Origin of the sequence: Frateuria sp. (assembly GCF_035944355.1) — a bacterium.
GTDB lineage: Bacteria > Pseudomonadota > Gammaproteobacteria > Xanthomonadales > Rhodanobacteraceae > Frateuria_A.
In genome coordinates this window covers 391,549-412,143 of record NZ_DASZBH010000014.1, presented here as the reverse complement: position 1 = coordinate 412,143, position 20,595 = coordinate 391,549, and the positions used below count along the sequence as shown (strand labels likewise).

Below are 20,595 nucleotides of genomic sequence, written 5' to 3'. Positions count from 1 at the left end.
TAGGAATGCCACGAGATGCAAGCATGACGTAGGCGATGAAGTTGCCGAGAACCGCGTAAACGCCAACGATTGCAAATAGTAGAAGGTAGGCAATCATGCAGACTCTGATGCTCTGACGTCTAACGCTGGAGTTAAGCGGCGGCGAAGCCGTCCGCCTTGAATGACGGGTTAGGCTTGGTTGGATTGGCGATACCAAGCCAGTTGCTCTCGATTGATGTGGTCGCCGCCATCGGGGTAAACAATGATGATTTCGATGCCAGGCGGCAAGGCCGAAAGCAGCTGTGCGCCAGAAAGCTTGACTTTGGGCCATCGAATTCTTTCCAGGCTGGACTCATCCTCAGAAACGGTGACGCAGTAGCGGCCTTCTGTGGGTGACTTGGTAAGGAACCATTCGGGTCCTTCACCCGGATGGCGGTCCGATCTAACCACTAGGTAAAGAGCAGCTGCTCTGAGAACTGGTAGCACCAAGTCAATGTTGCGTTCGGCTCGAGACTGCTGAAAGGCAACTTTTAGAGGTGACATTCTGGTGTCCATCCCATAAGCCCGAGCTGCTGCGGATTGAAGCCTAACGCTGGAGTTAAGCGGCGCGCGGCCTTTCGCGCGTCCGCTTGGACGAATTGTTAGGCCGCTGCCAAGCGAGGCAGGCCAAGCATGAAAAGCAGCCATGCCACCAGCGCCCATGCGGCGAAGGTGGCAGCGCCGGCGACCTTGTGGCGCGCGACGTGCTCGGGCCCGGCCTCGCGCTGCTGCGCTGCCTGCGCGAGCCTAAGCTGCCACGCGATGGCCCCGAAGACTAGGAGCGCTACGACGGCGGCGGCGAGCCCAAGCGGGTGAGCGCTGGGCAGGAAGCCACGCAGATACCCCCCATGATTGGGGAGGGCAGCTTCCCAGTTGGCCGGGATCGAGGCACCACTCTCCCGCACTGCTTCAGCAGGCCTTGATGCCAAGAACGCTATGACCAGGTAGAAACTCGCGAACAGCGGAACCGCGAGCAGCGGCTCCAGCACGTAAGCCCATGGAAATGGAAGACGCTTGAACATGGTGCGGCGGACTCTCCTTAGCGGCCTAACTCAAAGTAGGTTTCGGATTGGGGTGTAATCGCGCAGCCTAACCGCTGATTGCCTACATCCCGCTTCTGTTCGAGCCTACAACAATCAACGACTTCCACATCTACCCGCAGCCTAATCCGGCAACTTAATCTCACCGCCTTTGACGGGCGGGAGATGAGCGTTGGCATCCTTTCACGCGGTGGACGGCGCTGCAAGCACGTTGCCCACGCAGCAACCGCGCTTGCTGGATCGGGTCCGGCAGCGGGTTCGGCGGCTCGGCTTGGCCCGCAGGACGGAAGAGGCCTACATCGGTTGGGTCCGGCGGTTCATTCTTGCCAATGACAAGCGGCATCCGGCCGAATTGGGGGCGCCGGAAATCGAGCGGTTCCTCACCAGCCTGGCGGTGGAGGGCAGCGTTTCGGCGTCCACCCAGAACCAGGCACTGTCGGCCTTGTTGTTCCTTTACAAGCAGGTGCTTGGGGTCGAGCTGCCCTGGCTGGATGGGATCGAGCGGGCGAAGAAGCCACAGCGGCTGCCGGTGGTGCTGACGCGGAAAGAGGTCGCCGCGTTGTTGGGCGAGCTCGCGGGAACGCCATGGCTGATGGCGAGCCTGCTCTACGGCTCGGGTTTGCGCCTGATGGAATGCGTGCGCCTGCGCGTGAAGGACGTGGACTTCGCCAAGACCGAACTGATCGTAAGGCAGGGCAAGGGCGGCAAGGATCGGCGCACTATGCTGCCCACCGCGCTGATCGCGCCGTTGCAGGCGCAGGTGGAGGAAGCCCGGCGCATCCACCTGCGTGACCTGGACGCGGGATTCGGGCGCGTCTGGCTGCCGGATGCCCTGGCGCGCAAGTATCCGCAGGCCAATGTCGAGTGGGGCTGGCAGTACGTGTTCCCGGCGTCGGTGCGCAGCCACGATCCGCGGGACGGGCAGGAGCGGCGGCACCACCTGGATGAGTCGCGCCTGCAGCGGGCGGTCAAGCAGGCGCGCGTGCGGGCGGGGCTGGCCAAACCTGCGACGTGCCATACGTTGCGGCATTCCTTTGCCACGCACCTGCTGGAAGACGGGTATGACCTGCGCACGATCCAGGAGCTGCTCGGGCATGCCGACGTGTCCACGACGCAGATCTACACGCATGTGCTCAATCGCGGCGGGCGCGGGGTGGTGAGCCCGCTGGATCGGGGGTAGGAGCCTCCCGAGCGCTGCCCCTCCCTCGGCCCTCTCTCCGTAGGGGAGAGGGAGCAGGGCGTGATCAAGCGGGGCGGCGGGCGCCGAGCTGTACCAGCACTTCCTGCGCGGCGCGGATGCGCTCGGTGGCGCCAGGGAGGTCGAGGGCGATCTTGAGCTTGTCCTGGCCGTCCAGCTTGTAGACGCGCGGCTGGCCCTGGATCAGGCGGATGAGCGCCATCGGGTCGATGTCGGGCTTGTCGCGGAAGGTGATGCGGCCGCCGCTGGCGCCCAGGTCGAGCTTGCGTATGCCCAGCGGCGTGGCCATCAACTTCAGGCTGGACAGGGCGAACAAGGTCTTGGTCGGCTCGGGCAGCAGGCCGAAGCGGTCGATCATCTCCACCTGCAGGTCGCGCAGCTGGTCCTCGTTCCTCGCGCTGGCGATGCGCTTGTAGAGGGTCAGGCGGGTGTGCACGTCGGGCAGGTAGTCGTCCGGGATCAGCGCGGGCAGGTGCAGCTCGACCTCGGTCTCGTGCTCGGAAGACAGGTCGAAGTCGGGGACCTTGCCGCTCTTCAGGGCGCGTACGGCGCGGTCGAGCAGCTCGGTGTAGAGGCCGAAGCCGATCTCCTGGATCTGGCCGGACTGCTCCTCGCCCAGCAGCTCGCCGGCGCCGCGGATTTCCAGGTCGTGCGTGGCCAGGGTGAAGCCGGCGCCCAGTTCCTCCAGCGAGGCCAGCGCTTCCAGACGTTTCTCGGCATCGGCGGTGATCGCCTTGCGGTCGGGCACGATCAGGTAGGCGTAGGCGCGGTGGTGCGAACGGCCGACGCGGCCGCGCAACTGGTGCAGCTGGGCCAGGCCGAAGCGGTCGGCGCGGTCGATGATGATGGTGTTGGCCGTGGGAATATCGATGCCGGTTTCGATGATCGTCGTGCACACCAGCACGTTGAAGCGCTGGCGATGGAAGTCGGCCATCACGCGTTCGAGTTCGCGCTCGGGCATCTGGCCGTGGGCGATGCCGATGCGCGCCTCGGGGATGAGTTCCTCCAGCTCGCGCGCGGTGCGCTCGATCGAGTCGACCTCGTTGTGCAGGAAGTACACCTGGCCGCCGCGCGAAAGCTCGCGCTGGAACGCTTCGCGGATGGTCGCCGGATCCCACGCGCTGATGAAGGTGCGCACCGCCATGCGGTGCGCGGGCGGGGTGGTGATCAGCGAGAGGTCGCGCAGGCCGGCCATCGCCATGTTGAGCGTGCGCGGGATCGGCGTGGCGGTCATGGTCAGCAGGTCCACCTCGGCGCGCAGCTTCTTCAGTTGCTCCTTCTGGCGCACGCCGAAGCGCTGCTCCTCGTCGACCACGACCAGGCCGAGGTTCTTGAACTTGATGTCCGACTGCAGCAGCTTGTGGGTGCCGACGATCACGTCGATCTGCCCATCGGCCAGGCGCTTGAGCGCTTCGTTCACCTCTTTGGTGGACTTGAAGCGCGAGAGCACGTCCACCTTCACCGGCCAGTCGGCGAAGCGGTCGGCGAAGTTTCGATAATGCTGTTGCGCTAGGAGCGTGGTCGGCACCAGCACCGCCACCTGCTTGCCCGCGGTGGCGGCGGCGAAGGCGGCGCGCAGGGCGACCTCGGTCTTGCCGAAGCCCACGTCGCCGCAGATCACGCGGTCCATGGCGCGCGGCGCGGCCAGGTCCTGGAGCACCGCGTCGATGGCCTGGCTCTGGTCGGGCGTTTCCTCGAACGGGAAGCTGGCGCCGAATTCCTCCACCATGCCGCGGTCGATGCTGATCGACTCGCCGCCGCGCGCCTCGCGCTGGGCGTAGATGGCGAGCAGTTCGGCAGCCACGTCGCGCACCTTCTCGGCGGCCTTCTTGCGCGCGCGCTCCCAGGCGTCGCCGCCGAGCGAATGCAGCGGCGCGAGTTCCGGCGCGGTGCCGGAGTAGCGGCTGACCAGGCCCAATTGCGCCACCGGCACGTAGAGCTTGTCGCCCTTGGCGTATTCGATGACCAGGAACTCGCCTTGCATGCCGCCGAGCTCCATCGACACCAGGCCCTGGTAGCGGCCCACGCCGTGGTCGACGTGCACGATCGGCGCGCCGACCGAGAGCTCGGTGAGGTCGCGGATGATCGCGTCCGGATCGCGCGCGGCGCCGCGGCGGCGCTTGCGCTCGGTGCGCACGCGCTCGCCGTAGAGCTCGCGCTCGGTGAGCACGGTGAGCGCCGGTTGCTTGAGGGCAAAGCCCTGTTCCAGCGGCGCGACGGTGATGGCGAAGCGCAATGTTGCTCCCTCTCCCCCGGCAACGCCGGGGGAGAGGGTTGGGGTGAGGGGGAGGCTTTTGGTTCCAGGCGAGACCGGAGCCCCCCTCTCCCCAGCCCTCTCCCCCGGCGGGGCCGGGGGAGAGGGAGCAGGTTCTGCGGCACCTTGATGGTCGCCGAGGAAGGCGGACCAGCCGTCGACGTTCTGCGGCCTGAGCCCGGCGGCGGCGAGCGTCTCGGACAGCGCTTCGCGCCGGCCCGCCGAATCGGCGGCGATCAGCACGCGGCCGGGGTAGCTCCCCAGGAAATGCCGCAGCGAGGTGCCCGGTTCCTCGCCCTTGCGGTTGAGCGGCAGCTCGGGCGCGGGCAGGGTGCCGGAGTCGACGGCGTGTTCGTGTCCCGCAGGCACCACTTCCACGCGCAAGCGCTTGTTCAGCTGCTCGCGCAGCTGCTCGGGCGAAAGATAGATCTCGGCCGGCGGCAGCACCGGGCGTTCGATATCGTGCGCGCGCTGTTCGTAGCGCTCGGCGGTGTTCGCCCAGAAGGCCTCGGACGCCTCGCCGGCGCCTTCGCCCAGCACGAACAGCGCGCCGTCGCCCAGGTAGTCGAACAGCGTGGCGGTGCCTGTACGCGGATCCTCCGCAACACCCCGCACATCCAGGTGCGGACTTTTCACAGGGAAAAACAGCGGCAGGTAGTACTCGATGCCGCCGGGGGTCACACCTTCCTTCATGTCCTGGTAGAGCGGGCAGCGGCGGACGTCGATCGGGAAGCGCTCGCGCAGGTTGTTGCGGAAGTCCCGGGCGGCGTCCTCGGTGAGCGGGAACTCGCGCGCAGGCAGCAGTTCGACCTTGTCCACCGGCTGCTGCGAGCGCTGGGTCTCCGGATCGAAACTGCGGATCGAGTCCACCTCATCGTCGAACAGCTCGATGCGGTAGGGCTCGGCCGTGCCCATCGGGAAGATGTCGATCAGCGCGCCGCGCACGGCGTAGTCGCCCGGCTCGGCCACCTGCGGCACGTGGCGGTAGCCGGCCGCTTCCAGCCGGCGCTGCTCGGCGGCCAGGTCCAGCTTCTGGCCCTTGGCCAGCACCAGCCCGGAGCCGGTGATGTGCGAGCGCGGCGCGATGCGCTGCATCAGCGTCGCCACCGGCACCACCAGCACGCCGCGCTGCACCGACGGCAGCCGATAGAGCGTGGCGATGCGCTGGGAGACGATCTCCGGATGCGGGCTGAAGATGTCGTAGGGCAGCGTTTCCCAGTCCGGGAAATGCAGCACCGGAAGATCGCCGGCGAACAGGCGCAGCTCGTCTTCCAGTGCCGAGGCGCGCTGGGTGTCGCGCGTGACCGCCACCAACAGGCCGGCGTGGTCGCGGGCCGCTTCGGCGATCAGCAGGGCGCGCGAGGAGCCGTGCGGCGGCGTCCAGAAGCGGCGTTGCCTGGGGCTGGTGGGCAGGGGCGGGTGGGGGACTCGGGGCATGGGCACGCACGTCGCGCGGGGGATGCCGCGGCGGTGAAACGGGGGAGTTTAGCGCGTGCGATAAGCGAGGGCGGGAGACCGCGCCCATCCGCCCCTCCCGTGCACCTTCCGCCGCAAGCGAGGGAAGAGCCGATGGGCGTCGCGCGGAAGCTCGATGGATGCCCGGCAGGGCGGATGGGCCGCCTTCGTCTCGGCCCGCCGCTCGGGTCAGAGCCGCAAGGTGATCTGCGCCGTCCCGGGCTCGTCCGGAATCATGCGCGAGGTGAAACCCAGCTCGCTGCACAGGCGAAGCATCGGGCGGTTCTCCACCAGCACGTAGCCCCAGAGTTCGGCGAGGCCGCGCTGGCGGCAGGCATCGACCAGACGGTGCATGAGCAAGGCGCCCAGGCCGACGCGCGCCCAGTCGCGTTCGACCAGCACGGAGAATTCGGCGCTGTCGCTCGATTCGTCGATGAAGATCCGGCCCACGCCGCGCACCTCGGCGGGCGTCACCGTGTCGTCGACCAGCACGTAGGCCACCTCGGTCGCCGGATCCAGGCGGCACAGACGCTGCGCCATCGGCTCGGGCAACTCGGTGAGCATGTGCATGAAACGGCGGCGGATGTCCTGCGCGGGCAGGCGTTTGAAGCAGCGGCGCAGGGCTTCGGCGTCACTTGGCTCGATCGGGCGCAGGCGCAGCGCGCGTCCGTCGCGGGTGGTCACCGGCTCGCCGGCGGGCGGCGCGGCTTCGTCGCGGGCGAAGCGACGATGGCTCGGTGGCGGGAGCGCCGCATTGCGGATGGGCGTGGCGAAGTCGACGACGGGCTGGATGCTCATGTCCATACTCTAGCGTATTTGTTGCGCTGCGGCATGAGAGTCGCGCCGCAAGGGGTCCGGTTTATCCCCCAGGCGGCGCGCAATTGGCGTGAACAGGCAGGCGGGTGTCTGTGGTGCGGCTTGCGGCAGTGCGGCAGGCGCGGCGGCGGGCCCACGCCGCCGGTAGGCGCGGGCGGCGGATAGGCCACCCGCGGGATCGTCGATTCGAGACCCGGGGCGGGCCGCTGGCGGCCCGCCCACGGTGGCCTCAGAGTGCCTCGGAGGCGAAGTCGGCCAGCCGCGAACGCTCGCCGCGGCGCAACGTGATGTGCGCCGAATGCTCCCAATCCTTGAAGCGGTCTACCGCGTAGGTGAGGCCGGAGGTCGTCTCGGTGAGGTAGGGCGTGTCGATCTGCTCCACGTTGCCCAGGCAGACGATCTTGGTGCCGGGGCCGGCGCGGGTGATCAGCGTCTTCATCTGCTTGGGCGTGAGGTTCTGCGCCTCGTCGATGATCAGGTAGCGGCTGAGGAAGGTGCGCCCGCGCATGAAGTTGAGCGAGCGGATCTTGATGCGCGAGGCGAGCAGATCGTTGGTGGCCTGGCGCCCCCACGAGCCGCCTTCCTCGGGATTGGCGAGCACCTCCAGATTGTCGGTGAGCGCGCCCATCCACGGCGTCATCTTTTCCTCCTCGGTGCCGGGCAGGAAGCCGATGTCCTCGCCGACCGAGACCGTGGCGCGGGTCATGATGATCTCGCGGTAGCGCTGCTGGTCCATCACCTGCGCCAGGCCCGCGGCGAGCGCGAGCAGCGTCTTGCCGGTGCCGGCGGTGCCGAGCAGGGTGACGAAATCCACGTCCGGATCCATCAGCACGTTGAGCGCGAAGTTCTGTTCGCGGTTGCGCGCGGCAATGCCCCACACGCTGTGGTTGGGATGGCTGTGGTCGTCCAGCAGCACCAGCGTCGTCTGCCGCTCGTCCAGGTGCAGCACGCGCAGCTCGACGCTGTTGTCGCCGGGCAGGAACAGGCACTGGTTGGGATGCCAGTCCTCGTCTTCATGGCGTTCGAGCTTGTAGAAGGTGCGGCCCCGCTCGGTCCAGGACTGCACTTCCGGATGGCGGTCCCAGAAGTTCTCGGACAGCTCGGTCGAACCGGTGTAGAGCAGCGCGAAATCGTCCAGTGCGCGGTCGTTCTCGTAGTCCTCCGCATCGATGCCGTAGATCTTGGCCTTGATGCGCAGGTTGATGTCCTTGGTGACCAGGATCACCGCGCGGTCGGGATTCTGGTCGCGCAGCTCGATCACCGCCGCGAGGATCAGGTTGTCCGCCTTGCTGTGCCCGTTGGCCGTGGTGCGCTGCTGGAAGTACAGGCGGCCCACCGCGCCGCCGCGCTTGAGGTTGACGCCCTTGGGGTTGGACAGCTCCAGCCCGTTGCTGATGCCGTGGCCGTTGCCGCGCTCGATCAGTTCGTTGAGGAAACGGCTGACCTGACGGCCGTTGCGCGAGACCTCCGAACCGCCTTTCTTCTTCTCGTCCAGTTCCTCCAGCACGGTCATCGGGATGAAGACGTCGTGTTCCTCGAAACGGAACAGCGAAGTCGGGTCATGCAGCAGCACATTGGTGTCGAGCGCGTAGATACGCTTGCTTCCGGTCATGCGGAAGAGGCCTCGCTTGGGTCGGACAAACGAAAAGCGGCCCCGACCGTAAGGTCGTGGGCCGCCGGAGGGCATGGCTGCACGCCATGCGAAGGGAATGCTCGGATGCGCCGGAGGGCTTCACTTGGCGGGGATGGCGTCCAGTACGGCCTGGGCATGGCCCGGGACTTTCACGCCGCGCCACTCCTGCGCGAGATGGCCCTTGGGATCGATCAGGAAGGTGCTGCGCACGATGCCCATGTGCTTCTTGCCGTAGAGCACCTTCTCGTGGATCACGTCGAAGGCCTTGCACCAGGCCTCGTCGGTGTCGGCGATCAGCGGGAAGGGCAGGGCCTGCTTGTCGGCGAAGCTGGCGTGCGAGTTCACCGAATCGCGCGAGACGCCGACGATCTCGGCGTTGCGCTTCCTGAAATCGTCGTAGAGGTCGCGGAAATCCTGCGCCTCGGTGGTGCAGCCCGGGGTGGCGTCCTTCGGGTAGAAGTACACCACCACCCAGCGGCCCTTGAGGCCGGAAAGCTCCAGTTCGGTGTCGTCGCCGGTGGTGCCGATCAGGTGGGGAAGCGGTTTGCCGAGTTCGGGCATGGGGTCTCCGCGAGGTCGATCAGGAATCGATTGGCGAAGCGCGCGTCGCGCGCCTCGGCCCTCGGGGAAAGACTAGCGCGCTCCAGGTGACAAGCAAAAGGCTTGTCGCCCGGCACGCGACGCGCGATGCTCAGAACTTCACCGGATCCATGATCGCGTCGAGGTTCAGCCCGTCGCACAGCTCCAGGAAGTCGTCGCGCAGAGTCGCCAGATGAATCTGCGCGGGGATGCCGATGGTGATCTGCGCCTGGAACATCTGTGCGCCGGTCTGCATGGCCTGGTAGCGCATCGAGCTCAGCTGCTCCACGCGGATGTCGTGGCGGCTGAAGAACTCCACCACCTTCACCAGGATGCCGGGGCGGTCGGCCGCCACCACTTCGACCAGGTAGGGCAGCAGCGTGCCGTTCTGTTCGCGCGGGCCGGTGCGGTAGTGCGACAGGCGCAGTTCCTCGTCGCGGCCGAGCTTGGCCAGCGCCGTCTCCAGCTTGGCGATCGCGTCCCAGGCGCCTGCGGCGAGCATCACCAGCGAGGTGTCGTTGCCGATGGTCGAGACGCGCGCATCGGCCAGGCTGCAGCCGGCGTCGGCGATGCGCTTGGTCAGCGTGAGCAGCGGCGCGCGCGACGCGGGGGTGAGCGTGTGGATCAACAACTGGTTGTCGGTGCCGGCGCGCGCGGAGGAACGGTTCAAGGGAAGGCTACCTTCGGGAAGTCCCGCGATGCGGGAACCGGTTGAGCTTACCCGGGATGCTCCGGGCAAGTCACGCAGGCCGCCCGGTGCGCGCGGCCGGTTCGGAGCCGCGTCCCTTCCCCTGCGCACGGGGCGCCAGTAACATCCTTCGCTTGCCTTCAGGCCGGAATCGCGTCTTGGACATTCGTGGAAGCATCTGCGCTCTGGCGACGCCGTTCGGCGACGACGGCGCGCTCGACCTGCCCTCGTTCGGCCGTCTGCTCGACCATCAGCTCGCTGGTGGCACGCAGGCGGTGGTGGTGGCCGGCTCCACCGGCGAGGCGCACATGCTCGAGCACGACGAATTCGAGCGCCTGCTCGCCTTCGCGGTCGAGCGCGTGGCCGGCCGCGTGCCGGTGATCGCCGGCACCGGCGAAGCGGGCACGGCGCGCACCGTGGCGCAGACCCGCCGCGCCGCGGCGCTCGGCGCCGATGCCGCGCTGGTGGTCGCGCCCTATTACGTGCGCCCGACCCAGGAAGGCCTGCGCCGGCATTTCCTCGAAGTAGCCGAACATGGCGGCCTGCCGGTGGTGCTCTACAACGTGCCCACGCGCACGGCCTGCGATCTGCTGCCGGAGACGGTGCGGCCGCTGCGCGACCACCCGGCGATCGTCGGCATCAAGGAGGCCGTCGCCACCGACGAGCGCATCCAGGCGCTTGCGGAACTTGCGCGCGCGGATTTCGTCTACCTGTCCGGCGACGACGGCACGGCAGGCAAGGCCATGCTGGCCGGCGCTGCAGGCACGGTCTCGGTGGTGGCGAACCTGGTGCCGCAGGCGTTCCGTGCGTTGTGCGACGCGGCCACCTCGGGCGACCGGGAGGCCACGGCTAGAGCGCACGAACGGCTCGATCCGCTGGTGCAGGCGCTCAACTGCGCGCCCAACCCGATCGCGGTGAAAGCCATGTTGCCCGCACTGCGGCTGGGTTCGGCACAGTTGCGCTTGCCGTTGCTCGAACTTGCGGACGGTCCCGACCGCGCGCGCCTGCACGAAGCACTGGCCGCTCTGGCATCCTTGGCGGCCGTCGCCTGATCTCCTGGCTGCCGCTTGATCCCTCTTTGGAAATCCACTCCATGAAGAAATCCTCGCTCGTCGTCGCCCTGCCGGCCCTGGTCCTGAGCGGCCTGCTGCTGTCCGGCTGCGGCATGTTCCGCTCGCACAAGTCCTGGGATACGGCCAAACAGGAATCGCCGCTGGAAATCCCGCCGGGCCTGGATACGCCCGCCGCCAGCGACGCACTGGTGATCCCGCCGCCGGGCGCCAACAACCCGACTTCCAGCGGCGCCACCGCCAGCGTCGGCGGCGCAAGCGGCGTGATCGCCGACGGCTTCGTGCTGTCCGACAGCGTCGACAACGCCTATCGGCGCGTGGGCCAGGCGCTCGATGGCGGCGACGTCGGCAAGGTGACCGCCCATGACGACGCCGCGCATACCTACACGCTGAGCGTGGTTGCCGCGCCGGCCAGGAAGCGCGGTTTCTTCAGCCGCCTGTTCCATCGCGGCGGCAACGCGGACGAGGCCGGCACGGCCGCGCGCGAAGTGCAGGTCACGGTCAGCAGCAGCGGGAGCGCCAGCGAAGTGCGCGCGCAGGGCCCGGCCGCCGCGGTCGCCAAGGTGGTCGATACGCTCAAGTCCAAGCTCGGAAGCTGACCGCACGCGCGGATCGCATGCGACGCCGCCTTCGGGCGGCGTTCTTGTCTGTACGCCTGCGAGCTCCGCAGACGAAAACGCCGCCCGGAGGCGGCGCATGGTGCTCAGCGCTCGAGCAGCCCGAGCTTGTCCGGCTTTCCTTCCCACGCCTTGGCGTCGGGCAGGCCGTCCTTGCGCTCGGTGATCACCGGCCAGGCCTTGGACAGCTCGGCATTGATGGCGACGAACGCCTCCTGTCCGGCCGGCACGTCGTCCTCCGGGTAGATCGCGTTGATCGGACACTCCGGCTCGCACAGCGTGCAATCGATGCACTCGTCCGGATTGATCACCAGGAAATTCGGACCTTCATGGAAAGCGTCGACCGGGCAGACCTCGACGCAGTCGGTGTACTTGCACTTGATGCAGTTGTCGGTGACGACAAAGGTCATGGGCGGCTCGGGCTCGGCTGTAGAGGAGGATGCTCGGCGGTCTGCTCTGAAAGCGCCGGCCGGAGCGCTGCTCTTTGTGAAGAGGGCGGCCATGGATGGCCGCTTCTAGTGTAGCCGACGGCCAACAACCATGGGGTCAGCGAGGCCCTTCCAGACAGCGGCAATCATGGACGATTGCAAAAGCAAATGGCGCTCCCTACGAGGTTCGAACTCGTGTTCCCGCCTTGAGAGGGCGGTGTCCTAGGCCACTAGACGAAGGGAGCGCAGAGCTGCGAGGCGCGCTAGTATAGCGAAATTGTTTCGCCCGGCAATGCCTGCGCGAGGTGTCGCGTGCCGCCGTCCGGAACAGATCCGGCGGCCGCCATGCCGCCCGGACGGACCGCAGCGCACAGCGCGGCGTTTGTTGCACCGGCGCCGTGCGCCGCCAAGGACCCAGACCGCTTGAATCCAGAAGCAAGGACTTCCGTCACGCCCGTGCCCGCGGTCATTCCGCGCGAGCAGCACGTGATCTCCCGCAAGAACATCAGCAAGGCCGCGCTGCGCGTGCTCTACCGCCTGCACGACGCCGGCTACGCCGCCTTCCTGGTCGGCGGCGCCGTGCGCGACCTTTTGCTCGGTGGCCATCCCAAGGACTTCGACGTGGCCACCAACGCCACGCCCGACGAAGTCAAGAAGCTGTTCCGCAACTGCCGCCTGATCGGCCGGCGCTTCCGCCTGGCGCACGTGGTATTCGGGCCGGAAATCATCGAGGTGGCCACCTTCCGCGGCACCGGTGAGGAGGACGGCAGCGAGGGCGACCGCCACATCGTCGACGGCCTGATCGTGCGCGACAACGTGTGGGGCTCGATCGAAGAGGACGCGGTGCGCCGCGACTTCCGCGTCAACGCGCTGTACTACGACATCAGCGACTTTTCGGTGCGCGACTACGTCGGCGGCATGCCCGACCTGGAGAACCGCGTGCTCCGGCTGATCGGCGACCCGGCCACGCGCTACCGCGAAGATCCGGTGCGCATGCTTCGCGCCGCGCGGCTGGCGGCCAAGCTCGGCTTCACCATCGATCCGCAAGCGGCCGCCCCGTTCGAGGAGCTCGGGCCGCTGCTGGCCGACGCCGCGCCCGCCCGCCTGTTCGACGAGTCGCTGAAGATGTTCCTGGCCGGCAACGGCCTGAAGAGCTTCCGCATGCTCGAGCAGTGCGGCCTGCTCCGGTTCCTGTTCCCGGCCACGGCGCGCGCGCTCAAGCGCGGCGACGAGGCCTTGCGCTCGCTGATCGAGCAGGGCCTGGCCAATACCGACCAGCGGATCGCCGAGGGCAAGTCGGTCACCCCTGCGTTCCTGTTCGCGGTGCTGCTGTGGGGCGAGGTGCGCGACCTGGCACGCGGCTGGATGGCCAAGGGCGTGGACGGCAACGAAGCCTGGGCGCGCGCCGCTGCGCACGTGGTCGGCGAGCAGTGCCAGCGCGTGGCGATCCCGCGGCGCTTCACCCTCACCATGGAAGAAATCTGGTCGTTGCAGCCGCGCTTCGAGCAGATCCAGCGCAAGCGGGTGTTCCGCCTGATGGCGCATCCGCGCTTCCGGGCGGCGTTCGATTTCCTGTTGCTGCGCGCCGCCGAATCGCCGGCCATCCGCGAGCTCGGCCAGTGGTGGGCGCATGCCCAGCAATTGCCGCAGGACGTGCTGGCCGCCGCGTTGCCGGCCAGCATGGCGGCCGCGGCGGAGTCGGCCACCGATGCGCCGCGCAAGCGCCGGCGCCGCCGGCCTTCGGGCAAATCCGGATTGGGCTGACCGCATGGCGCGGGCTTTCGTCGCGCTGGGCGGCAACCTGGGCGACACGCACGCGATCCTGCGCCAGGCGCTCGTGGCGCTGTCCGCGCTGCCGCAGACCCGGCTGCTGGCGCACTCGCGCTTCTATCGCACGCCGCCCTGGGGCCTGCGCGAACAGCCGCCGTTCCTCAACGGCGCGGCCGTGCTGGATACCGCGCTGGCGCCTCACGAACTGCTCGACGCGCTGCTCGGCATCGAGCGCGCGGCCGGCCGCGTGCGCGAGGGCGAGCGCTGGGGGCCGCGCACGCTGGATCTGGATCTGCTGCACATCGATGGCGTGCGACTGCACGACGATCGCCTGACGCTGCCGCATCCGCGCATCGCCGCGCGGGCCTTCGTGCTGCTGCCGCTGGCCGAACTGGCCCCGGAGCTCGATCTGCCCGGGGAAGGCCAGGTGGACGAGCTGCTGGATGCGCTGGACACTTCCGGTTGCGTCCCCGAACCGTAGCGGCCGCGCTGGACTGAAGCCCACCCTACCGCCGCCCGTGCGCGTGCTTGGCCTGGCGGTCGGCGCGCCGGATAATCGGCCGCTCGCCCATGCCCCAAGGAACCGCCGTGTACGTGGACAACGCCAGCGTTCCCGCCCGCAAGCCGATCACCGTGCCCGGCCTGCGGGCCATGAAGGCGCAAGGGCGCAAGATCGTCATGCTGACCGCCTACGACGCGAGCTTCGCCGCGCAGGTGGAGGCGGCGGGCGTCGACGTGGCGCTGGCCGGCGATTCGCTCGGCATGGTGGTGCAGGGACAGCGCAGCACGCTGCCGGTGACGCTGGAGGACATGGTCTACCACACTCGCATCGTCGCGCGCGGACTGCGCGCCACGCTGCTGATCGCCGACCTGCCGTTCCTGGCCGACCGCGACGTTGCGCATACGCTGGAGGCGGCCGCGCGGCTGGTCGGCGAAGCCGGCGCGGCGGCGGTGAAGATCGAGGGCGCGGCTCCGCACATTCTCGAAGCGATCGGCGCGCTCACCGCGCGCGCAGTGCCGGTGTGCGCGCACCTGGGCCTCACGCCGCAGTCCGTGCACAAGTTCGGCGGTTTCCGCATCCAGGGCCGCGAGCAGGAAGCGGCCGACCGCATGCTGGCCGAAGCGCTCGCCGTGCAGGCCGCCGGCGCGGACCTGCTGGTGCTCGAGGGCGTGCCCAGCGCGCTCGGTGAGCGCATCACCCGCGCCGTGGAGATTCCGGTCATCGGTATCGGCGCCGGGCCCCAGTGCGACGGCCAGGTGCTGGTGATCTACGACATGCTGGGCATCACGCCCGGGCGGCGGCCGAAATTCAGCAAGGACTTCCTGGCCGGCCGCGGATCCGTCGCCCAGGCCATCGCCGCCTTCGCCGAAGACGTGCGCAGCGGCGCCTTTCCGGCGCCGGAACATGGTTTCGACTGAAGAGCCCGCCCATGCAGACAGTTCATGACGCCGCCAGCTTGCGCGCGACCATCCGCGGGTGGCGCGGCCAGGGCCAGACGGTGGGTTTCGTGCCCACCATGGGCAACCTGCACGAAGGCCACCATTCGCTGGTGAAACTCGCGCGTGCGCGCGCCGACCGGGTGGTGGCGAGCGTGTTCGTCAACCCGACCCAGTTCGGCCCCGGCGAGGATTTCGAACGCTATCCGCGCACCCTGGCGCAGGACCAGGCAGGCCTGGCCGAAATGGATTGCGACCTGCTGTTCGCCCCGGACGTGACGACGATCTATCCCTTCGGTCCGGCGCAGAGCGTCAGCGTGCACGTGCCGGGCATCACCGACACGTTGGAGGGCGCGCACCGGCCCGGCCATTTCGACGGCGTCGCCACCGTGGTGTGCAAGCTGTTCAACCTGGTGCAGCCGGACTTGGCGGTTTTCGGCCAGAAGGACTTCCAGCAGCTCAAGGTGATCGAGCGGATGGTGCGCGACCTGTCGCTGCCGGTGAAGGTGCTGCCGGGGCCGACCCTGCGCGCCGCCGACGGCCTGGCGCTGAGCTCGCGCAACCAGTACCTGTCCGAGGCCGAGCGCGCGATCGCGCCGCAGATCCATCAGACCCTGCTGAAGATGCGCCAGCTGCTGGAGAAGGGGCACGCGCGGCGGGTGATCGAGCAGGTGGCCGCCTCGACGCTGGAGCGCGCGGGCTTCCGGCCGGATTACGCGGTGATCCGCCGCGCCGAGGACCTGGCCGAACCGGCCGACGACGAGCGCGCGGGCCTGGTCGCGCTGATCGCCGCGCGGCTGGGCGCCACGCGGCTGATCGACAACCTGGCGTTCGACTGAGGCGCGTCCGCGGCGGGCACGGGCCCGCGCGCGGAGCGGCGCATCACTGCTGCCGTTCCCACACCTGGCTGCGGCCGAGCAGGGCAAAGCCGATGTAGCCGTGTACGTCGAGCTTGTTGCCGTTGGCCAGCATGCTCAGCTTGACCTTGTAGGTCTTGCCGTTGTGCGGGTCGAGGATCTTGCCGCCGTCCCACACCTCGCCGTCGCGGGTGACGCCCCACATGATGGTCATGCCTTCCACCGGCTGGTCCTTGCGCTCGCCTTCGCACTTGCGGCAGACCGGGTGCGGACCCTCGTCCGACTGCAGCACCTTGAGCACCTTGCCCTGCAGCTGGCCGTCCTGCTCGGTGATCTGCACGATGGACTTGGGCTTGCCGGTGGTGTCGTCGATGGTCTTCCAGGTGCCGACCGGGGTGTCGTTGGCGGCATGGGCGGCGGTGCCGAACAGCAGGCCGGCGGCAAGCGCCAGGCAGAACAGTGGCTTCATGTTGTCCCTCCCGTACGAAAGCGTACGCGGGAGCCTGACGAGCGGCCACGGGGCCGTCAAGCTGCGTTGCGCAACCTCCCGCGCCGACCTGCATCAGGTCCGGCATGGGCCGCCGCTGGCATAATCGGCGGCCCACGAGTCCAAGTGTCTTCCCCCATGACCGAAGTGAACGAAGCGCGCGTGCGCCAGCTGCTCGGCGCGCTGTCCGATCCCCACACCGGCGCGCCGGTGGCCGATGCCGTGCGCGCGGTGGGCGTCGACGGCGCGCGGGTGTCGGTCGACATCCAGCTCGGCTACCCGGCCGCGACGGTGATCGAGCCGCTGACCGCGCGCGTGCGCCAGGCGCTGGAAGCCGATCCGGCGATCGAGGCGGCCAGCGTGTCGGTGTCCAGCCGCATCCAGCCGCACAAGGTGCAGGGCGTACTGGCGCCGCTGCCCAACGTCAAGAACATCATCGTGGTCGCCTCCGGCAAGGGCGGCGTGGGCAAGTCCACCGTTTCGGCGAACCTGGCGCTGGCGCTCCAGGCCGAGGGCGCGCGCGTCGGCGTGCTGGACGCGGACATCTACGGCCCCAGCCAGCCGCGCATGCTGGGCATCGAGGGCAGGCCGCAATCACCGGACGGCAAGAGCATCATCCCGATGCAGGCCCACGGCCTGCAGGCGATGTCCATCGGTTTCCTGGTCGACCCGGAGACGCCGATGATCTGGCGCGGCCCGATGGTCACCCAGGCGATGATGCAACTGCTGACCGACAGCCGCTGGGACGCGCTGGACTACCTCGTCATCGACCTGCCGCCGGGCACCGGCGACATCCAGCTCACGCTCTCGCAGAAGGTGCCGGTGGCCGGCGCGGTGATCGTCACCACGCCGCAGGACATCGCCCTGCTCGACGCGATCAAGGCGCTGAAGATGTTCGAGAAGGTCGAGGTGCCGGTGCTGGGCCTGGTCGAGAACATGTCCACCCACGTGTGCACCCACTGCGGCCACGAGGAACACGTGTTCGGCGCCGGCGGCGGCGAGCGGATGGCGGAGAAGTACGCGGTGCCGTACCTGGGCTCGCTGCCGCTGGACATCCGCATCCGCGAGCAGGCGGACGGCGGCACGCCCACGGTGGCGGCGATGCCCGATTCGGACCTGGCCGCGCGCTACCGCCAGATCGCCCGCAACGCCGCGGGGCGCCTCTCGCGCCAGCCGCGCAACAAGTCGCTGGGCCTGGGCAAGATCGTGGTGCAGAACGCGCCTTCCGAATGAATGGCCCACGCCGGCGGGTGCTGTGCCTTTCCGGCAGCCTGCGCCGGCGTTCGGCCAACACCGCGGCCTTGCAGGCAGCGCAGGCGCTGGCGCCATCGACGCTCGAACTGGTGCTCTACGACGGCCTGGGCGACCTGCCGCCGTTCAACCCGGATGTGGAGGCCATCGCCGTGCCGCCGGCGGTGCTCGCGCTGCGCGAGGCGGTGGGGCGGGCCGACGCGCTGCTGATCGCCTGCCCGGAATACGCCCACGGCGTGCCTGGCGTCTTCAAGAACCTGCTGGACTGGCTGGTCGGCAGCCTGGAATTCCCGGGCAAGCCGGTGGCGCTGTTCAACGCTTCCGGTCGCGGCTCGCATCACGCGCAGGAGGCGCTGGTGGAAATCCTTCGAACCATGTCGGCGCGCGTGCTGGGCGGCGCGTCGGGCGCCGTGGCGCTGCCGGGCGCCGGCTGCAGCCGCGAGGAGGTGCTCGCCAGTGCCGAGCGCTGCGCTGAACTGCGCGCCTTGCTGGCGGCGCTGGAACACGCTCTCGCCGCCTAGACCGTTGGATGGCCCCCCTGCAGGTGGCCGCCCCGGCCGGCTGAAACCTGCCCTGCGGTTCCGCGTTGCAGCCCGGCGGCTGGCGCCGTTACCGCCGGACCGTGTATTTTTCCCGCTTTGCGCCCGGCGACCCGGGCCATCGATGGAGCGCAAGCGTGAGCATCAAGTCCGACAAGTGGATCCGCCGCATGGCCGAGCAGCAGGGCATGATCGAGCCGTTCGAGCCGGGCCAGGTGAAGCTGCGCGAGGGCAACAAGCTGGTGTCCTACGGCACCTCCAGCTACGGCTACGACGTGCGCTGCGCGCGCGAGTTCAAGATCTTCACCAACATCAACTCGACCATCGTCGATCCGAAGGCGTTCGACCCGACCAGCTTCGTCGACGTCGAGGCGGACGTTTGCATCATCCCGCCCAACTCCTTCGCGCTGGCGCGCACGGTCGAGTACTTCCGCATCCCGCGCAAGGTGCTCACCATCTGCCTGGGCAAGAGCACCTACGCGCGCTGCGGCATCATCGTCAACGTCACGCCGCTGGAGCCCGAATGGGAAGGCCACGTGACGCTGGAGTTCTCCAACACCACGCCGCTGCCGGCCAAGATCTACGCCAACGAGGGCGTGGCGCAGATGCTCTTCCTCGAATCCGACGAGGAATGCGAGACCAGCTACAAGGACCGCGGCGGCAAGTACCAGGGCCAGCAGGGCGTGACCCTGCCGCGTACCTGAGCGCGCGACTGAACGGCCGTTCCTCCCGATCGGCCGCCACCTTCCGGCCCGGCGCTACACTGCGCGGGCCCACCATGAACCACCTGCAGGAGACCCGCATGATCCGCTTTTCGACCCTGATGCAACGCACCGGCGCGGCGGTTCTGCTCGGCAGCCTGCTGGTGGTGGCCGGCTGCCACCGCGAAAGCGTCAAGGACGAGGCCGCCATCGAGCAGTCGCAGAACCAGTACGACGTGACCCTGAAGGCCTACAAGAGCGGCCAGTTCCTGGTCGACGGCGCGGTGCTCTCCGCACTGGATACCGGCAGCCACTTCGCCTATCTCAAGGACGTGGGCAAGCTGCCCAAGACCGTGCTGCTGCTGCCCAGCGACGACTCCAAGATCCGCAAGGCTCACCTGCAATTCATGGCGCGCATGCAGCTCGACTACGGCTTCGCCGTGTACTACGACGACGGCGGCACGCTCAAGAAGATCAACCCGGTGGAGACCAAGGCGCGCGCGCTGGAGGACTACCACGCCCCGGTCAAAATGACCGACGAGCAGAAGGGCAAGGACGCGGCCAGCGGCGGCTTCGACCCGCAGCAGCAGTAACCGGCAAGGCCGGGCCTCGCTCGCAGGCCCGGTCGGTGCGCTGCGGCGCGCCAACGAGCCGCTCAGCGCGCGCCCTGCAACGCCTCCCGCAAGCGCTGCACCAGCGCTTCCCGGTCGGCCTGGCCGTACGGCACGGCGGCGCCGCTGCCCCACACCGGGCCGGGCCAGGCCGCATCGCCTTCGCGGCGCGCGACCACGTGCACGTGCAGCTGCCGCACGATATTGCCCAGCGCGCCGAGGTTGAGCTTGTCGCAGGGCACGGTCGCCTGCAGCGCCGCGCCGGCGCGGTCGACTTCGTGCCACAGCAGGGTGCGTTCCGAGGGCGTCAGGTCGGCGATCTCGACCAGGCCCGCGCGCTGCGGCACCAGCACCAGCCAGGCGAAGCGCGCATCGTCCATCAGGCGCGCCTCGCACAGGTCCAGCCGCGCGATCGGCCGGGTATCGGCCGCCAGGCGCGGATCGAGCAGGAAGCCGGCGCTCATGCGCCTGCCAGCTCCCGGTCGAAGAAGGCCAGCGTGCGCTGCCAGGCGAGCTTGGCGCTGGCCTCGTCGTAGTGCGGATCGTGGTCGCGGTTGAAGGCGTGGCCGGTCGGGTAGGTATAGACGTCCATCTGCGGCAGCAGCTCGCGGTGTTTGGCGACCGCCTCGGGCGGGATGCTGGGATCCTTCTCGCCGAAGTGGAACATCACCGGCGCCTTCGGCTTCTCGCCCAGGAACGGCACGTTGCGCGCGCCGTAGTAGCTCACCGAAGGCAGCCCCAGCCGCAGCGCCGACAACAGCGCGACGGTGCCGCCCCAGCAGAAGCCGACCGTGCCGATGCGGCCGGCCGAGGCGATCGCCTCGGCCGCGCTGGCCACGTCCTCCACCGCGCGGTCCAGGCCCAGTTCGGTGACCAGCGCCTTGCCGCGCTCCATGCCGGCCTGGTCGTAGCCCAGTTCCAGGCCGCTTTCCAGGTGATCGAAGAAGGCCGGCGCCAGCGCGGTGTAGCCGGCCGCGGCGAAACGGTCGGCCACGTCGCGGATGTGCGCGGTGACCCCGAAGATCTCCTGGATCACGACCACGCCGCCCTTTGGTTTTCCCTGTGCCTTGGCGAGGTAGCCGCCGATGCATTGCGTGCGGGTGGTGGGAATGTTGATCGTCTGGCCCATGGGGCGGCTCCTGCGGG

At 68.7% G+C, this 20,595-nt stretch carries 22 protein-coding genes and 1 tRNA gene; 11 read left to right on the top strand and 12 right to left on the bottom strand.

Going from position 1 to position 20,595, the window contains the following annotated elements; genetic code table 11:
* Positions 1-168: 168 nt before the first annotated feature.
* Positions 169-522, bottom strand: coding sequence for a hypothetical protein (locus tag VGU03_RS12520; protein ID WP_327480972.1), 354 nt, complete (start codon positions 520-522; stop codon positions 169-171).
* A 98-nt stretch (positions 523-620) separates the two neighbouring features.
* A complete protein-coding gene (locus tag VGU03_RS12515) occupies positions 621-1,040 on the bottom strand; it encodes a hypothetical protein (protein WP_327480970.1) in 420 nt (139 codons plus the stop codon).
* A gap of 250 nt (positions 1,041-1,290) precedes the next feature.
* On the opposite strand from VGU03_RS12515, the gene VGU03_RS12510 reads away from it, so the two are divergent.
* Positions 1,291-2,238 (top strand): integron integrase, encoded by a 948-nt coding sequence (locus VGU03_RS12510; RefSeq protein WP_327480968.1) that lies wholly within the window; start codon positions 1,291-1,293, stop codon positions 2,236-2,238.
* A gap of 64 nt (positions 2,239-2,302) precedes the next feature.
* Here the strand turns inward: VGU03_RS12510 and mfd are convergent, their stop codons facing one another.
* From mfd to VGU03_RS12485, 5 genes are all read right to left on the bottom strand, one after another.
* A complete protein-coding gene (mfd, locus tag VGU03_RS12505) occupies positions 2,303-5,947 on the bottom strand; it encodes a transcription-repair coupling factor (RefSeq protein ID WP_327480966.1) in 3,645 nt (1,214 codons plus the stop codon).
* A gap of 207 nt (positions 5,948-6,154) precedes the next feature.
* On the bottom strand, positions 6,155-6,757 hold the full coding sequence (locus tag VGU03_RS12500; protein WP_327481000.1) for a GNAT family N-acetyltransferase: 603 nt from the start codon (positions 6,755-6,757) through the stop codon (positions 6,155-6,157).
* 253 nt (positions 6,758-7,010) lie between these two features.
* Entirely contained in the window at positions 7,011-8,393 is a 1,383-nt protein-coding gene (locus VGU03_RS12495; protein WP_327480964.1) for a PhoH family protein, read from the bottom strand.
* Positions 8,394-8,513: 120 nt separating this feature from the next.
* Entirely contained in the window at positions 8,514-8,975 is a 462-nt protein-coding gene (locus VGU03_RS12490) for a peroxiredoxin (protein ID WP_327480962.1), read from the bottom strand.
* A 130-nt stretch (positions 8,976-9,105) separates the two neighbouring features.
* Positions 9,106-9,693 carry a glycine cleavage system protein R gene (locus VGU03_RS12485; RefSeq protein ID WP_327480998.1) on the bottom strand — a complete coding sequence of 196 codons (588 nt, stop codon included), beginning with the start codon at positions 9,691-9,693 and terminating at the stop codon, positions 9,106-9,108.
* Positions 9,694-9,839: 146 nt separating this feature from the next.
* On the opposite strand from VGU03_RS12485, the gene dapA reads away from it, so the two are divergent.
* Together dapA and VGU03_RS12475 are read left to right on the top strand one after the other, a co-directional pair.
* A complete protein-coding gene (dapA, locus tag VGU03_RS12480) occupies positions 9,840-10,733 on the top strand; it encodes a 4-hydroxy-tetrahydrodipicolinate synthase (RefSeq protein WP_327480960.1) in 894 nt (297 codons plus the stop codon).
* A 41-nt stretch (positions 10,734-10,774) separates the two neighbouring features.
* The gene (locus tag VGU03_RS12475; protein WP_327480958.1) at positions 10,775-11,350 is read left to right on the top strand and encodes a hypothetical protein; all 576 of its coding nucleotides are present in this window, start codon (positions 10,775-10,777) and stop codon (positions 11,348-11,350) included.
* A 104-nt stretch (positions 11,351-11,454) separates the two neighbouring features.
* Here the strand turns inward: VGU03_RS12475 and fdxA are convergent, their stop codons facing one another.
* Positions 11,455-11,778 (bottom strand): ferredoxin FdxA, encoded by a 324-nt coding sequence (gene fdxA, locus VGU03_RS12470; RefSeq protein ID WP_327480956.1) that lies wholly within the window; start codon positions 11,776-11,778, stop codon positions 11,455-11,457.
* 187 nt (positions 11,779-11,965) lie between these two features.
* Positions 11,966-12,041: transfer RNA gene (locus VGU03_RS12465), tRNA-Glu, on the bottom strand.
* 178 nt (positions 12,042-12,219) lie between these two features.
* On the opposite strand from VGU03_RS12465, the gene pcnB reads away from it, so the two are divergent.
* The 4 genes from pcnB (at position 12,220) to panC (ending at position 15,842) form a co-directional block, all read left to right on the top strand.
* The gene (pcnB, locus tag VGU03_RS12460) at positions 12,220-13,560 is read left to right on the top strand and encodes a polynucleotide adenylyltransferase PcnB (protein ID WP_327480954.1); all 1,341 of its coding nucleotides are present in this window, start codon (positions 12,220-12,222) and stop codon (positions 13,558-13,560) included.
* Positions 13,561-13,564: 4 nt separating this feature from the next.
* Entirely contained in the window at positions 13,565-14,047 is a 483-nt protein-coding gene (folK, locus tag VGU03_RS12455) for a 2-amino-4-hydroxy-6-hydroxymethyldihydropteridine diphosphokinase (protein ID WP_327480953.1), read from the top strand.
* 89 nt (positions 14,048-14,136) lie between these two features.
* Entirely contained in the window at positions 14,137-14,985 is an 849-nt protein-coding gene (gene panB / locus VGU03_RS12450; protein ID WP_327480952.1) for a 3-methyl-2-oxobutanoate hydroxymethyltransferase, read from the top strand.
* 11 nt (positions 14,986-14,996) lie between these two features.
* A complete protein-coding gene (gene panC, locus VGU03_RS12445; RefSeq protein WP_327480951.1) occupies positions 14,997-15,842 on the top strand; it encodes a pantoate--beta-alanine ligase in 846 nt (281 codons plus the stop codon).
* A gap of 43 nt (positions 15,843-15,885) precedes the next feature.
* On the opposite strand, the gene VGU03_RS12440 is transcribed toward panC, so the two are convergent.
* On the bottom strand, positions 15,886-16,329 hold the full coding sequence (locus tag VGU03_RS12440; protein ID WP_327480949.1) for a DUF2147 domain-containing protein: 444 nt from the start codon (positions 16,327-16,329) through the stop codon (positions 15,886-15,888).
* Positions 16,330-16,485: 156 nt separating this feature from the next.
* Between VGU03_RS12440 and apbC the strand changes: the two genes are divergently transcribed.
* The 4 genes from apbC to VGU03_RS12420 all read left to right on the top strand — a co-directional run bounded on the left by apbC (position 16,486) and on the right by VGU03_RS12420 (position 19,431).
* Positions 16,486-17,580: an iron-sulfur cluster carrier protein ApbC gene (gene apbC, locus VGU03_RS12435; RefSeq protein WP_327480948.1), complete on the top strand. Its 1,095-nt coding sequence runs from the start codon at positions 16,486-16,488 to the stop codon at positions 17,578-17,580.
* The gene (locus tag VGU03_RS12430) at positions 17,577-18,119 is read left to right on the top strand and encodes an NADPH-dependent FMN reductase (protein ID WP_327480944.1); all 543 of its coding nucleotides are present in this window, start codon (positions 17,577-17,579) and stop codon (positions 18,117-18,119) included. The genes apbC and VGU03_RS12430 overlap by 4 nt, the downstream gene beginning before the upstream one ends.
* A gap of 155 nt (positions 18,120-18,274) precedes the next feature.
* Positions 18,275-18,841 (top strand): dCTP deaminase, encoded by a 567-nt coding sequence (dcd, locus tag VGU03_RS12425; RefSeq protein WP_327474548.1) that lies wholly within the window; start codon positions 18,275-18,277, stop codon positions 18,839-18,841.
* A 98-nt stretch (positions 18,842-18,939) separates the two neighbouring features.
* Positions 18,940-19,431 carry a hypothetical protein gene (locus VGU03_RS12420; RefSeq protein ID WP_327480943.1) on the top strand — a complete coding sequence of 164 codons (492 nt, stop codon included), beginning with the start codon at positions 18,940-18,942 and terminating at the stop codon, positions 19,429-19,431.
* Positions 19,432-19,493: 62 nt separating this feature from the next.
* Here the strand turns inward: VGU03_RS12420 and VGU03_RS12415 are convergent, their stop codons facing one another.
* Together VGU03_RS12415 and VGU03_RS12410 are read right to left on the bottom strand one after the other, a co-directional pair.
* Entirely contained in the window at positions 19,494-19,913 is a 420-nt protein-coding gene (locus VGU03_RS12415; protein ID WP_327480941.1) for an HIT family protein, read from the bottom strand.
* Positions 19,910-20,578, bottom strand: coding sequence for a dienelactone hydrolase family protein (locus tag VGU03_RS12410; RefSeq protein ID WP_327480939.1), 669 nt, complete (start codon positions 20,576-20,578; stop codon positions 19,910-19,912). The genes VGU03_RS12415 and VGU03_RS12410 overlap by 4 nt, the downstream gene beginning before the upstream one ends.
* Positions 20,579-20,595 lie beyond the last annotated feature (17 nt).

Coding starts and splice junctions, on each gene's coding strand:
- VGU03_RS12520 (WP_327480972.1), bottom strand. CDS start 522: ATGTCACCTCTAAAAGTTGCCTTTCAGCAGTCTCGAGCCGAACGCAAC.
- fdxA (WP_327480956.1), bottom strand. CDS start 11,778: ATGACCTTTGTCGTCACCGACAACTGCATCAAGTGCAAGTACACCGAC.
- VGU03_RS12490 (WP_327480962.1), bottom strand. CDS start 8,975: ATGCCCGAACTCGGCAAACCGCTTCCCCACCTGATCGGCACCACCGGC.
- VGU03_RS12475 (WP_327480958.1), top strand. CDS start 10,775: ATGAAGAAATCCTCGCTCGTCGTCGCCCTGCCGGCCCTGGTCCTGAGC.
- mfd (WP_327480966.1), bottom strand. CDS start 5,947: ATGCCCCGAGTCCCCCACCCGCCCCTGCCCACCAGCCCCAGGCAACGC.
- VGU03_RS12430 (WP_327480944.1), top strand. CDS start 17,577: ATGAATGGCCCACGCCGGCGGGTGCTGTGCCTTTCCGGCAGCCTGCGC.
- apbC (WP_327480948.1), top strand. CDS start 16,486: ATGACCGAAGTGAACGAAGCGCGCGTGCGCCAGCTGCTCGGCGCGCTG.
- folK (WP_327480953.1), top strand. CDS start 13,565: ATGGCGCGGGCTTTCGTCGCGCTGGGCGGCAACCTGGGCGACACGCAC.
- panB (WP_327480952.1), top strand. CDS start 14,137: ATGCCCCAAGGAACCGCCGTGTACGTGGACAACGCCAGCGTTCCCGCC.
- VGU03_RS12415 (WP_327480941.1), bottom strand. CDS start 19,913: ATGAGCGCCGGCTTCCTGCTCGATCCGCGCCTGGCGGCCGATACCCGG.
- VGU03_RS12440 (WP_327480949.1), bottom strand. CDS start 16,329: ATGAAGCCACTGTTCTGCCTGGCGCTTGCCGCCGGCCTGCTGTTCGGC.
- VGU03_RS12515 (WP_327480970.1), bottom strand. CDS start 1,040: ATGTTCAAGCGTCTTCCATTTCCATGGGCTTACGTGCTGGAGCCGCTG.
- VGU03_RS12495 (WP_327480964.1), bottom strand. CDS start 8,393: ATGACCGGAAGCAAGCGTATCTACGCGCTCGACACCAATGTGCTGCTG.
- VGU03_RS12410 (WP_327480939.1), bottom strand. CDS start 20,578: ATGGGCCAGACGATCAACATTCCCACCACCCGCACGCAATGCATCGGC.
- panC (WP_327480951.1), top strand. CDS start 14,997: ATGCAGACAGTTCATGACGCCGCCAGCTTGCGCGCGACCATCCGCGGG.
- VGU03_RS12420 (WP_327480943.1), top strand. CDS start 18,940: ATGATCCGCTTTTCGACCCTGATGCAACGCACCGGCGCGGCGGTTCTG.